At 62.0% G+C, this 13477-nt stretch carries 11 protein-coding genes; 5 read left to right on the forward strand and 6 right to left on the reverse strand.

The window, feature by feature from the left end; all coding sequences use genetic code 11:
- The first annotated feature begins 66 nt into the window (after window positions 1-66).
- Window positions 67-2166 (forward strand): M13 family metallopeptidase, encoded by a 2100-nt coding sequence (locus tag AB6O04_RS13670; RefSeq protein WP_368564615.1) that lies wholly within the window; start codon window positions 67-69, stop codon window positions 2164-2166.
- A gap of 297 nt (window positions 2167-2463) precedes the next feature.
- Window positions 2464-4485 (forward strand): M13 family metallopeptidase, encoded by a 2022-nt coding sequence (locus AB6O04_RS13675; protein WP_368564576.1) that lies wholly within the window; start codon window positions 2464-2466, stop codon window positions 4483-4485.
- A 248-nt stretch (window positions 4486-4733) separates the two neighbouring features.
- On the opposite strand, the gene AB6O04_RS13680 is transcribed toward AB6O04_RS13675, so the two are convergent.
- The gene (locus AB6O04_RS13680) at window positions 4734-5399 is read right to left on the reverse strand and encodes a rhomboid family intramembrane serine protease (RefSeq protein WP_368564577.1); all 666 of its coding nucleotides are present in this window, start codon (window positions 5397-5399) and stop codon (window positions 4734-4736) included.
- Window positions 5400-5442: 43 nt separating this feature from the next.
- Window positions 5443-5781, reverse strand: a complete 339-nt coding sequence (locus AB6O04_RS13685; protein ID WP_368564579.1) for an MGMT family protein — start codon at window positions 5779-5781, stop codon at window positions 5443-5445.
- Window positions 5782-5821: 40 nt separating this feature from the next.
- Between AB6O04_RS13685 and AB6O04_RS13690 the strand changes: the two genes are divergently transcribed.
- Window positions 5822-6232, forward strand: coding sequence for a hypothetical protein (locus AB6O04_RS13690; protein WP_368564580.1), 411 nt, complete (start codon window positions 5822-5824; stop codon window positions 6230-6232).
- A gap of 165 nt (window positions 6233-6397) precedes the next feature.
- Here AB6O04_RS13690 and AB6O04_RS13695 read toward each other — a convergent pair whose 3' ends face one another.
- Window positions 6398-7519, reverse strand: coding sequence for an anion permease (locus tag AB6O04_RS13695; protein ID WP_368564581.1), 1122 nt, complete (start codon window positions 7517-7519; stop codon window positions 6398-6400).
- Window positions 7520-7528: 9 nt separating this feature from the next.
- Window positions 7529-8155, reverse strand: a complete 627-nt coding sequence (locus tag AB6O04_RS13700; protein ID WP_368564582.1) for a DUF47 domain-containing protein — start codon at window positions 8153-8155, stop codon at window positions 7529-7531.
- Between the two features lie 256 nt (window positions 8156-8411).
- Here AB6O04_RS13700 and AB6O04_RS13705 point away from each other — a divergent pair, with 256 nt between their 5' ends.
- Window positions 8412-9719 (forward strand): hemolysin family protein, encoded by a 1308-nt coding sequence (locus AB6O04_RS13705; protein WP_368564583.1) that lies wholly within the window; start codon window positions 8412-8414, stop codon window positions 9717-9719.
- Complete coding sequence (locus AB6O04_RS13710) at window positions 9697-10344, forward strand: exopolysaccharide biosynthesis protein (protein ID WP_368564584.1); 648 nt, start codon at window positions 9697-9699, stop codon at window positions 10342-10344. The genes AB6O04_RS13705 and AB6O04_RS13710 overlap by 23 nt, the downstream gene beginning before the upstream one ends.
- Before the next feature lie 139 nt (window positions 10345-10483).
- Here the strand turns inward: AB6O04_RS13710 and AB6O04_RS13715 are convergent, their stop codons facing one another.
- Window positions 10484-12604 (reverse strand): putative bifunctional diguanylate cyclase/phosphodiesterase, encoded by a 2121-nt coding sequence (locus tag AB6O04_RS13715; protein WP_368564585.1) that lies wholly within the window; start codon window positions 12602-12604, stop codon window positions 10484-10486.
- The gene (locus tag AB6O04_RS13720; protein WP_368564616.1) at window positions 12601-13431 is read right to left on the reverse strand and encodes a phosphate/phosphite/phosphonate ABC transporter substrate-binding protein; all 831 of its coding nucleotides are present in this window, start codon (window positions 13429-13431) and stop codon (window positions 12601-12603) included. The genes AB6O04_RS13715 and AB6O04_RS13720 overlap by 4 nt, the downstream gene beginning before the upstream one ends.
- Between the last annotated feature and the right edge of the window lie 46 nt (window positions 13432-13477).

Raw genomic sequence — 13477 nt, forward strand, 5'->3', positions numbered from 1 at the left:
CGCGCGCACGCCCCGGCTGGGGCTTTCCTTTTATGCTGCCCTTTAGTTGGGCCGGAGTAGACCGTGATTGCCCGTAAACCCCAGATTCTTCTGCTGTCGCTAGCCATAACCACCGTATTGGCGGCCTGTTCCAAAAAGGACGACACCGCCCCCGCCGCGAGCACGGCATCCACCACGCCTGCCGCTCTGGAGCTGAAGCTGGACGAAAGCCAGCTGCCACCTGTCAATCGCTTTCAGGTCAGCGACCTGGATACCAGCAAGAACGCCTGTACCGATTTTGGCGGCTACGTCAACGGCAAGTGGCTGGCGGCCAACAGCATTCCTGGCGACCGCGCCAGCTGGGGTGCTTTTGAAATGCTGGGTGAGCGCTCCATCGCGGTACAAAAGCAGTTGGCCGAACAGGCTGCTGCTCACCCGGAAGCCGCTGGCGTGGAGAAGATCGTCGGCGACCTATGGGCGACCGGCATGGATGAAGCCAAGATCAACGCCCAGGGCATCGAACCGATCAAGCCCATGCTGACCGCCATCGACGGGCTGAACGACAAGGGTGCCATTGCCGAATACCTGCGCACCATCGCAGCGAAGGGGCAGAACTTCCTGTTCGGTTTCGGTGCCGAAGCCGACTTCAAGAACTCCAGCATGACGATGGCGTACGCCTCGCAAGGCGGCCTGGGCCTGCCCGATCCGGAGTACTACACCAAGCCTGAAAACAAGGAAAAACTGGACGCATATCAGGCGCATATCGCCAAGGTGCTGGAACTGGCTGGCACGGCTCCCGCTGAAGCCGCCGAACAGGCGAAGACCGTCATCGCCTTCGAAACCCGCTTGGCCAAGGCTTCCAAGACCAGCGAAGAACTTTCGCGCGACGTCGAGCTGTACTACAACCCGGTGACGCTGGCCGAGGCCGACAAGCTGACGCCGAATTTCTCCTGGACGCAGTTCTTCGAGTCGCAAGGTGTAGCGCCGCAGGAGAAGTTCTCCCTGGCGATGCCTGCATTCCATCAGGAAGTCAGCAAGATGCTGGGCGACACCGACCCGGCCGCGTGGCGCGCCTACTTGCGCTTCCACACCATCGATGGCGCCTCGCCCTACTTGAGCGATGCCTTCGTCAACGAAAACTACAACTTCAACGGCAAGGTCCTCAACGGCCAAAAAGAAATCAAACCGCGCTGGAAGCGCGTGCTGGATACGGTGGAAAACCAGGCTGGCGAAGCGCTGGGGCAGATGTACGTCAAGGTCGCCTTCTCTCCCGAATCCAAAGCCAAGATGGAAACCTTGGTAGCTAACCTGGCGACGGCGCTCAAGGCACGTATCGAAAACCTCGCCTGGATGAGCGATGAAACCAAGCAGAAGGCGATAGCCAAGTGGGAAACCTTCACGCCCAAGATCGGCTACCCGGACAAGTGGCGCGAATGGACCGGCCTGAGCACCAGCCGCGACAGCTTTATCGGCAACGTGCTGGCAGCACAGGAATTCAACTACAAGTGGAACCTGAGCAAGATCGGCAAGCCGGTCGACAAGACCGAATGGGGCATGCCACCGCAGATGGTCAATGCCTACTACAACCCGCTGCAGAATGAGATCGTGTTCCCGGCCGCTATCCTGCAGCCGCCATTCTTCGATCCCAATGCAACGGATGAAATGAACTACGGCGGCATCGGCGCGGTGATCGGCCACGAAATGACGCACGGTTACGACGATCAGGGCGCGCGTTTCGGGCCGACCGGTAATTTCGAGAATTGGTGGTCGGAAGTGGATGCCAAGGGTTTCTCTAGCCGCACCGACAAGCTGATCGAGCAGTTCAACGGTTATGACGCCAACGGCACCCCGGTCAACGGCAAGCTGACGCTGGGCGAGAACATCGCCGACCTGGGCGGCTTGGCCACGGCTTACGACGCCATGAAGAAGGCGACCGACGGCCAGCCCGATCCGAAGACCGATGGGCTGACCCGCGACCAGCGCTTCTTCCTCAACTGGGCGACCGTGTGGCGTCGCAACTTCACGCCGGAAAACCTGGCGGTGCGCTTGAAGACCGATCCGCACGCACCCGCCAACTTCCGCGCCATCGGTGCGCCCTCCAACCTGCCGGCGTTCGCTGCGGCGTTCCAATGCAAAGCAGGCGACCCGATGGTGCGTGCCGACGGTAAGCAGGTGGTGATCTGGTAACCACGGATCGAAGTCACGCCAACTTGAAGCGGTAACCAAGGAGGCCCGGCAAAAAGTCGGGCCTCCCTTTTTCCCGGCATCGGAAATCGACGCCCGAACGCTGTAGCCCCGGCTACGCTTTGCAAGCGACTGTCGTAATCCGGCCGCCCGTCACAAAAGCTTTCCGATTCGCGGGCGATGCGGCCAATGCACGCTGACCAAGCGCTTCCCACAGGCGCATTTAGAGCTTCCGGCGCGCGTTTGCTGCTGTGCGCTTGCTAGAATCCGGGCACCTTACAAAGCACCGGAAAACCGCTGATGCCCTTCCCGCGTACTGCACTTGGCAAGCCTGCCTTACTCGCCTTCGCCCTGGTCGCCATTCTGGGCGCCCCCCAGGCGGAAGCAGCCAAGAAGAAAAAGCGTGCTCCGAGCACGCCGGCGATCAGCGCCGAATGCAGCGATTTCTATACCGCCGCCAACGCCGACTGGCTGAAGAAGAATGCATTGCCGTCCGGTGCCGGCTCCATCAGCGTGCTGGGCCAGTTCCGCGACCGCACCTTGCAGCAACAGCGCGACCTGCTGGATGCCGCCATGAAGGCGCCGCAGGGCAATGTGCAGAAGCTGCTGGGCGACTTCTGGGCCAGCGGGTTGGATGAAGCCGCGGTCGAAGCCGACGGATCCAAGCCGATTGCGCCATTGCTGGACCGTATTAACGCCATCAAGAAAGCCAAGGACATCACACCTTCGATCGCCGCCTTGCACCAGGTCGGCATTCCGGTGGCTTTCAATTTCAGCCCCGATGTCGATCTGGAGCATCTGGACAGGCACATCGGCTACTTCATGCAGGGCGGCCTGGGCCTGCCCGATCCGGCTTACTACACCCGCACCGACGCCGACACCCGCGAGTTGCTGGGCCGGTACCGGTCATACGTGCAACAGATCCTGGCGCTGACCGGCACCCCCAAGAACAAGCTGGAAGCCGAATCGCAAGCGGTGATCGACCTGGAAACGCGTCTGGCGCAAGCGTCCAAGCCGCTGGCAGACCTGCGCAATCCGCTGACCAACTACGTGCCGGTCGCCACCAAGGATCTGGGCAAGCAATACCGCAACCTGCAGTTGGACGCCTTCCTCAAGGCTCAGGGTGTCAACGACGATAAGGTGTCGATGGCCGACCCGCAGTTGTTCAAGCGCCTGGATGGGCTGATCGCCAGCGTCAAGCCGGATCAATGGAAGGTCTATCTGCGCTGGCGCGTGGGCGATGCCATGGCGCCTTATCTGGCCAAGCCTTTCCGTGAAGCGGAATTCGGCTTCCGCGGCCGTGTGCTGCGCGGCGACGTGGCGCCTGCGCCACGCTGGCAGCAAGTTCTGGACGCCATCAATCTGGCAGCCGGGCCGATGGTCGGCCGTGAATATGCGGCACGCTATCTGCCCGACGCCAACAAGGCGCGCGCCGTCGCGATTGCCGAGCAGGTGCGCGATGCACTGGGTCGCGGCATAGAGCGCAACCAATGGATGAGCGCAGCCGCAAAGGCCGAAGCCACCGCCAAACTGAAAAAAATGAAGATCGAAGTCGGCACGCCCCGCCGCGATCTCGACTACAGCGTTCAGCCGATGGGCCGCGGCAGCTTCGGCAGCAACATGCTGATTGCCTCCACATGGCGTCATCGCGAGGAAATGAAACGTATCGGCAAAGGCAATGCTGACCGTCGCTGGGACGTGCTGCCGCAGCAACCGGCGCTGGCTTATGACATCGCGCAGAATCGTCTGATCGTGACGGCCGCGGTATTGCAGGCAGAAGTCTTCGATGGCAACCAGCCTGCAGCCCAGCAATATGGTTCGTTCGGCGCATTGGTCGGGCACGAACTCAGCCGCGGCTTCGACAGCAAGGGCCGCATGGTCGACGCCCACGGCAAAGTGCACGATTGGTGGACACCCGCGGACATGTCGGCGTGGAATGCCATCGGCGAGAAAGTCGCTATGCAGTACGACCGCTACGCTTATCCGGGCCTGTCCACCAAGATCAACGGCAAACTGACGCTGGACGAGAACCTCGCCGATCTTTCCGGCGTGGAGCTGGCTTGGGACGCCTACACCACCGCCGCACCGCAGGCGACAAAGACCGACAAACAAGCCTTCTACAAAGCCTGGGCATCGCTTTGGGCACAACGCCTGTCCAAGAACGAAGCCGCGCAACGCGTCGCCACCGACGTGCACGCGCCCGGCCAATGGCGCGCCAATGGACCATTGACGCAACAGCCCACGTTTGGCGAAGCGTTTTCCTGCAAGGCCGGGCAACCGATGCAGACGAAGGAAACCGACCAGATCAAGATCTGGCGCTGAGGCATAACTTCAGCGAAAAAAACGGCGCGGAGAAATCCGCGCCGTTTTTGTTTGTTCCAGAAGCTCTTTTTGTCAGCGATTGGGCCTGCGAGAACCGGCAGATCCCTCGTAGAGCGGAGCTTGCTGCGCTGCTCTACTTGCCGACCCAAGAGCACTCGTAGAGCGGAGCTTGCTCCGCTGCTTTCTACTTGCCGACTTAAGAGCAGCGGAGCAAGCTCCGCTCTACATGGAAGCGAACTTGCAGCCAATCAACGCACGATGCGGATATTCGGCGGCCCGCGACGACCCTTGCCGAACGGCGGTTGCCCACGCCAGTAACGAATCAACAACCAACCAAATAGCATGCCGCCCAGATGAGCGAAATGCGCGATGCCCGGCTGCCAGCCGGTGACGCCGAGCAACAGCGCCAGCGCACCGTAGATGATCACCAAAGTGCGGGCACGGATCTCGACGGGAATCGGAAAAATGATCATGCGGTTGTTCGGAAACAGCATGCCGTAGCCCAGCAGCAATCCGAACACGCCACCGGAAGCACCCAATGCGGGATAGGCTTCGCCCGTGGAGGAAAGAGTCCAAGTGGCCACCAGTACTTGGCAAACGTTGGCCCCGATCAGGCAGGCCATGTAGAAAAGCAGGAAACGGCGGTCGCCCCAGGTCTGTTCCAGCGGTGAGCCGAACATCCACAGCGCCAGCATGTTGAAGAACAAATGACCCAGGCTGCCGTGCATGAATCCGCTGGTCAGCAGCTGCCAGATCTGAAACGAGTAGCCAAAAGGCGTATCGGCATCGCCGAGATTCATCGGCCACAACAGGAACGGCGCGACCGTCGTGTCGGCCATCACGCTTTGCAACAGGAATATCACCACGTTGGCGATCAGCAGCGCGCGCGTTATCGGCAGGAGTCTGGGGAACATGGTCAGTCTCGAATCGGTAGACCGCCATCATAGCGATCCAAGATTAATCCTGGCCCGGGCCCCAGATCGCTTCGTCCAAGTTGCGTTCCGGTTTGGCGCGCTTCACCCGGCCATTCACCACCATCACACCTTCCGCACGCAATCGCTGGCTTTGTTCGCGAAACCCCGCCGACCCCTCAGGAAATGCGATGCGTCCGTCCGAGCGCAGCACCCGGTACCACGGCAACTTGGGATCGCTATTCTGGCTTAGCACGCGCGCCGCCAGCCGCGCACGGCCGGGCAACCCCGCACGCTCCGCCACTTCGCCGTAGCCTGCCACCTGGCCGCGGGGAATCGCGCGGACGGCGGCAAGAATGCGTAATTCGGGAGACTTGGCGGCCATTGCGGATTAGCATAGCGTCCCCGGCGCACAGGAGCATCCCATGCAGAATTTCGAACAGATCCGCAGCCATCTGCATACCTCTGGCTACAAAGTCTCCATGCAGGAACCCTATGTGGCCTGCGTGGAGCTGTCGCTGGGCAATGGCCGCCGTCATCAGGCGATCTTCCTGTCCGAACTTGGCAACGACGACGAACGCAGCTATCTGCGCGTGAGCACGGTGATTGCGCCGATCACCGGCATCGACGCCCGCCGTGCACTCACCTTCAACTGGCAGAGCAGCGTTGGCTATCTGGCCATCGGCGATCTGGATGGCGTGCCTTATCTGCAGTTATGCGAAAACCGCCCCTACGACGGTCTCAACCCCGCCGAAGTGGACCGTTTAGTGCTGGAAATCGGCGGACTAGGCGACAGCATGGAACGGGCGTTGTCGGCGGAAGGCGATCTTCTGTAGGACCCAACCCGCTTTTGTAGGAGCGGCGTCCCGCCTTCTGTAGGAGCGGCGTCCCGCCGCGAGCTCTTTCCATCAGATCGCGATAGAGCGAAGAGCTCGCGGCGGGACGGCGCTCCTACGTTTCCGTTCCCGTATCCCGTATCCCGTTTCCCTACTCCCGGCTCCTCACGTCCAGCCCAGCGCCTCCAGCAACCGCAGCAGGCCGTAAGCGATACCGCCGGCAGCGGGAATCGTCAGGATCCACGCCCAGATGATGCGTTCGATCACCCCGATCTTCAGCGCGCGCGGATTCTTGGCGAAGCCCACACCCATGATGGCCGTGGAAATGCTGTGGGTGGTGGAAACCGGCATGCCGAAATGCGCCGCCGTGACCAGGATGGTGGCCGAGGCGGTTTCCGCCGCGAAACCATCGATGGTCTGCAACTTGACCATCTTGTGACCCAGCGTCTTGATGATGCGCCAGCCGCCGGCCGCCGTACCCGCGGCCATCACCAGCGCGCAGGTCGCGATCACCCACGAATCGATATCGTCCTTGCCTCCATCAGGATGCAGGAAAGCGAGCCATGGCGGCAAAGCATCGAGCGTGCCCGCCGACTGCGCGGCGAACAACGACAGCGCGATGATGCCCATCGTCTTCTGCGCATCCTGGCGACCATGCGCGAAGCCCATGTAGGCGGCGGAGACCAACTGCGCCTTGCCGAAGAAGGCATTCACCCAGCGTGGCCGGGCAATACGCGCCAGTGGCCCACCCGCTTTCATCATCCCCGCGATCAGCAGATACAACAGCGAAATGATGGCGACACCCAACAGGAACCCGGCCAGCGGCGAAGTAATCATCGGCATGACGACCTTCCACAGCAGGCCCTTGTTGGTCGCCCAGTCGCCATCGCCGGCCTTCGACCAGATCAAAGCGCCCCAGTTGTTGTGTGCTGCCGCCAGTGCCGCGCCGCACAGTCCGCCAATCAAGGCATGCGACGAGGATGACGGCAATCCGCGCCACCAGGTGATCAGGTTCCAGATGATCGCGCCGAGCAGCGTACAGATCAGCACTTGCGAGGTCATGTCGACCACATCGGTGTCGACCAGGCCCGAGGCGATGGTCTTGGCCACGGCCGTGCCCATGAATGCGCCAATCAGGTTGGTGCTGGCGGCCAGCACGATGGCCTGGCCCGGCGACAGCACCTTGGTGGCGACCACCGTGGCGATGGAGTTGGCGGTATCGTGAAAGCCGTTGATGAATTCGAAAACCAGCGCGGCCAGGATCACCACAAGGACCAGAGTAAGCATGACCCGTCCTTAGCTGTTTTTCAGAACGATCTGGTAAGCCACCACGCCGGCTTCGCGGCAACGGTCGATGGCTTTTTCCAGGATCTCGAAAAACTCCTTGAGCAGGAACATCTGCAGGTTGTCCAGGCGGCCGGAATAGATGTCCCGGTACAGCTCGAGCATCAATCGGTCGGCCTCGTTCTCGATCGCGCGCAGCTTCTCATTGAGCGCGGTCATGCGATCAATGTTCAGTTTCTTGAGCTCATGCACCATCTCCACCACCACGCCGGCCGCCTGTTCCAGCATCGCCGCGCGTGGCGCGAAGTCGATGCCTTCCAGGTGCTGGATGGCCAGCGAGTAGCGGTCGGCGAATTTCTCGACCTGCTTGGGGATCTTGTACAGCGCCGACCCCAAGGCTTCGATGTCCTCGCGCTCGATGGGCGTGATGAAGCTGTCCACCAGCGCCTGGCCAATCTTGTCCGAGGCAGCGCGCTCACGGGTGCGGGCCAGCTTGAAGGCATCCAGCGCCGGCAGGCGATCGGGGGCCTTCATCATGGCGTACAGGGCCTGGGTGCTGTCGAACGCAGCCTGGGCGGCCTCGTCGAGCAGGGTGTAGAACTGCTGGCCGGAGCCGAAAATGGTCTGCAACGAAAACATGGAACTCACCCCACCGTCACGGAGAGGACGGCTTCAGGGCGGAATTATGACGGTTCAATGACAGATAGCGACAGCCTTGACCGGCCATGGCGGCTTAGCCGGCCTTAATGGCCGACCATGAGGCACCGGCAGTTTGATAAACTCGCCCGGCGCCCCCAGGGTGCATCTATGGACGACGACCCTCCTTCCCCCGCCCACTGTCGCCCGCGACACGCAAGCATGCCCGCCCCTCCCTTCCATGGCCGGGGAGCGTCCCGTGCTTGAACTTCTCATCGTTGCCGCCCTGATTGTCCTGAACGCGTTCTTCGCGTTATCGGAAATGGCGCTGATGACATCCCGCAAGCTGCGCCTGAAACAGATGGCGCTGGAAAGCCGCGGCGCCCGCGTGGCGCTGGCGCTGGCCGAGCATCCGGACAACCTGCTGTCGACGGTCCAGGTGGGCATCACCCTGATCGGCATCCTGACCGGCGTCTTTGGCGGCGACGCCATCGGCGCGGTGATTGCCCAGTGGCTTGCCGACGTCTGGCCCAACGCCCAGGAATACGCCAGAGGCATCGGTATCGGCACCGCTGTGGGCCTGATTACCGCTGCGCAGGTGATCTTCGGCGAACTCATTCCCAAGCGCCTGGCGCTGACCAACGCCGAGAAGATCGCCGCTGCGGTGGCCATCCCGCTGGATTGGTTGTCGCGTTTCGCCCGGCCCGTCGTGTACGTGCTGGGCGCGATCAACCGGCTGGTGCTGCGGCTACTGGGCATTCGCGACGACAACCGCAATGCGGTCAGCGAAGAGGAGATCCGCCTGCTGGTCAGCGAAGGTCATGCCCAAGGCGTGATCGATGTCGACGAGCGCAACATGATGAATCGCGTGCTGCGCCTGGGCGATCGCACCGCCGACAGCCTGATGACCCCGCGCAAGCGCGTGGTATGGCTGGACATTTCCGCCAGCTACGAGGAAAACCTGGAGACCATGCGGGAGTCGCAGTTCTCCCGCTTTCCGGTGTACCGCGGTAGCGACCAGGACGTGGTCGGCATACTGGAAGTGAAATCGCTGCTTGACCGTTTCGCGGACCCGTCGCCAGAGATTTTCCGCAACCTGCGCGACACGTTGTTCGTATCCGAATCCACTCACGCCATGAAGTTGCTGGAGATCTTCCGCGAAGAGCAGCAATCGCTGGCGCTGGTGGTCGACGAATACGGCGAAATCCAAGGACTGGTGACGCTGAGCGACCTGATGGGCGCGGTCGTCGGCCGCTTGCAGGCCGCCGAAAACAAGGAAGAAGACGCACTTGTCGTGACGCGCGCGGACGGTTCACTGCTGGTGGATGGGTCGCTGGGCAATGACGATCTGCGTGAGCTGCTGGGCGGCGTCGCGCTGCCCGACGACGACGAATACAACACCGTGGCCGGCCTGATGATCGAGCACTTCGGCCGCATTCCGCATGTGGGGGAACATTTCGAAATGGCAGGATGGCGTTTCGAGGTAGTCGACCTGGATGGGGCGCGTATCGACAAGTTGCTGTTGCAGAGGCTGCCGGAAGGCGATGGCGAAGACGTCACCGCCTGATATGGCTGCTCCCGATCATGCCGCTCCCAGTACCCGTGCCCTGCTCGACGCCTTCGCCTCGGGCGATCCGGATGAAGTGCTGCAGTTAGGCAAGCTGTTGTCGGGCTTCGGCCAAAGTGCCTTCGGCATGCTGCTGTTCATAGGCGTGTTGCCGGCCTTCATTCCTGTGCCAGGGCTCGGTGGCGCCATTGGCGGCCCGCTGGTGATACTGGTGGGCGTGCAGCTACTGGTGGGACTGAGCAAGTTGTGGCTGCCGTCCTTCATCGCCAGGCGCGGTCCGCATCGCCGCATGTTGGTGAAGTTCCGCACCCGGATGTCGCCGTGGCTGGGGCGGCTGGAAAAGCTGGTTCGCCCGCGCCTGCACGTCGTGCTGGATCATCGCCTGGCGTTATCCTTCACCGGCCTGTTGCTGGTGCTGCTCGGCTTGTTGTTGGCCCTGCCCGTTCCTTTCACCAACTATCTCTTCGGCGGACTGTTGCTGCTGTTCGCGCTGGCGCTATTGGAACGCGACGGCGCACTGATGCTGATCGCCTGGATTGGCGGTGGCATCGCGGTAGTGGTATTCGGCTTCCTCTCGGGCAATCTGGTTACTGCGGCGACGCAATTCGTGGACCGGTGGTTTTAGCTATCGTCGCCGAAAGACGACGAGCAGAAGCTAAAAACCTTGGACACGGATTGACGCGGAAAGAAGCGGATAAAGCATTGAACGCTTTTCATCCGTGTTCATCTGCGTCAATCCGTGTCTAAAGGCTGTTTGGCTCGGCTCAGGTAACCAAATGCGCGAACTCGGCGGCGGTGACTGGATAGCCCAGCCAGTAGCCCTGCGCCAGATCACAGCCGCGCTCGCGCAACAGGTTGAACTGGCCTTCCTTCTCCACGCCTTCAGCCACCACCGTAATGCCGAGCGAATGGGCCATCGCGATGATCGCCGTGGTCAGCGCCAGGTCGTCAGGATCGCGCAGCATGTCGGCAATGAAACTGCGGTCGATCTTTACGCCATCCACCGGTACGCGGCGCAGATGGCTCAGGCCGGAGAACCCGGTACCAAAATCGTCCAGCCATACTTTCACACCGGTTCGATGCAAGGTCGCCAGCAGCGCGCTGGCGTGGGCCTCGTCGCTGATGACAGCGGTTTCGGTCAACTCCAGGTGCAGGCGCGAAGACGCTAGCCCCGTATCGCGCAGGCATTCGGCCACGACTTCCGGCAAGTCTCCGCTACGCAATTGGCGTGGCGATACGTTGACAGATACGAACAACTGATCGAGCGAGTCGCGGTCCGTACTCCAGCGTGCCGCCGCGGTGCAAGCCGCGCGTAGCACGCGCGGACCGATGGTTTCGATCAGGCCGCTCTGCTCAGCGACATCAATGAAGACCGACGGCGCCACCATGCCCAGTTCCGGATGCTGCCAACGCAACAATGCTTCGGCACCGATGATCTTGCTGTCGGACAAGCGGAATACCGGCTGGTACAACAAGCTCAGCTCGCCACGCTCCCAAGCGCCGCGCAGCTCCTGTTCCATCCGCACACGTCGTTCCACCGCCTGATCCATCGCACGGCTGTAGAAGCGGTAACAGTTCTTGCCCGCCACCTTGGCCTGGTACATGGCGATGTCGCCGTTCTTCATCAAGGCAGTGGCACCGGAAGCGTCTTCGGGAAACAGCGTGATGCCGATCGAAGTACCCAGGAATACCTGGCGGTCCTGCACCAGGATCGGCCGTCCCAACTCAGTGACCAGCTTCTCCGCCAACCGGGTGGCGCAGGCGCGCACATCGCCGTCCTGGATAAGGATCACGAACTCGTCGCCGCCGAAACGTGCCAGCAGCGCGTCGTCACCGCCGAGCAGCTCCACCGCATCGCGAATACGGTTGGCGAACTGTTGCAGCACCTCGTCGCCCGCTTCGTGACCCAACGTGTCATTGACGCGTTTGAAATCGTCGATGTCGGCGAAGAGCAACGCCAATTGCCGACCCGCGCCACGCAGCATCATCAAGCGGTGATCCAGGCTTTCGCGGAACGCCAGGCGATTGGTCAAGCCGGTCAATGAGTCGGTGTACGCCATCCGCCGCACGTCGCGATCATGCCGGGCGATGCTGTCGCTCATGCTGCCGAAGGCGCGCACCAGTTCGCCGACTTCGTCCTGGCGATTGCTGGCCAGGCGTTCGCCTTCGTAATTGCCCGTTTCGATGGCGTGCGCCGCCTGCGCCAGCTGGCGTATCGGCCTTACCAGTGTTCGCTGCACATAAACGACGATCGCAAAGCACGCCACGATCAGCGCGGCCAGCAACGCCGCCACCCAGCCCAGGTGCCGCGCACCGAGTTCCTTCAAACGCGCGCGCGCCGCACCGATGGCGTCGTCCTCGTAGGCCTTCACCGAGGCGATGGAGTAGCCTACGCGCACGCCGCCGATGCGCTGGTTGCCGATCATGATCGGCTCGGACACATCGACGATCTGCGCCGACCACTGTGTATGCAGTTTGTTCGTGGAGATGGCTTCGTATGCCAAAGGGTCGACCATCTGCTTGCCGTAAGCAGCGATCTCTTCGGTGCCGTCATGGATGATCCGGCCCTGCGGGTCGTAGACCAGCACGTAGCTGACATCCGGCTCCTTTTGAGCCGAACGAACAATGTTCCCTACCGTATCCAGGTCGAAATAATAAAGCGGGTTGGCTAGCGTATCGGCCAATTGGTCCACGGTGGCTTCGCCATGTCGACGCAGGCTGCCTTCCACGATGCTGTGCATCGCTTCGCGGCCCAGCTCGCCGACTTCCTGTTGCATTGCCGTCTGTCGATGCAGCAATAGCAGCACCAACGCCGCGACCACGGCCAACACCACCGCCATCACCGCCAGGAACCGGGCCTGCAAGCCGAAACGCATGTTCTTCATTCGACGTGCTCGCGTACGCGCAGGACACCTTGGCGCAGGTGATCCAATGTTTGCTGGGACGTCGAGTCAACCGGCAGAAACCGCGTGGTACGGAAGAACAGTTGCAGTGCTTCTCGCGCGTCGGGATCGTTGGCGGCTTGCAACAGCACCTCGCGTAGGCGCGCCTCCACTTTCGGACTCAGGTCCCCGCGCACCATTTCCAGCGCGCGCGGGTAGTCCGGTGTTTCATGGATGATGCGGAAATCAGCGCGAAACGCCGGCGGCATCCGCCGCACGTCTTCCCAGTCCAAATTGCTGACGACACCCGCGTCGACCAAACGCTTGTGGACCCACGTGGCGACGTTCATTTCAGAACGGGCGAACACGTAGCCCACCGAGTCCGGCGCCGGCCGGTCCATGGGCGACAGAAGAATTTCCAGGCGTTGCCCCGCGTCCAGGAGCTCCATCGCCGGCGCGAAGTACGCGCTGGTAGACGCGGTGTTCTGGAACGCCACTGTGCGTCCGGTCAGATCCGCCAGCTTTTCCAGTCCGCTGTCGCGGCGGACGAAGAAGACTCCGCGATAACGGTCCACCCCACCCCGCTCGGTCAGCAGCAACGGGCGCGCCCGTGCGCGCTCCTGCAAGCGCATGGCCGTGCCGGCAGTTTCAGTGACCCAATCCACCCTGTCGCGACGCAGATAGCTGGTCATCTGCTGCACGTCGCGCGCCATCAGGATCCTGCCTTCGGTGATGCCCACATCGCGCATGCGCGGCACCACATAGTCCAGCAATGGCTTGAGCTGTTCGTAGTGGGTCTTGGGATCGTCGCTGATGCGTCCCAGCACCAGTACCTGGTCGTCGTGGGCGGCGTTGGCCGCCGCGGTGGTAGAGGAA

The organism is Pseudoxanthomonas sp. UTMC 1351 (genome assembly GCF_040948865.1).
In the GTDB taxonomy this organism is placed as follows: domain Bacteria; phylum Pseudomonadota; class Gammaproteobacteria; order Xanthomonadales; family Xanthomonadaceae; genus Pseudoxanthomonas_A.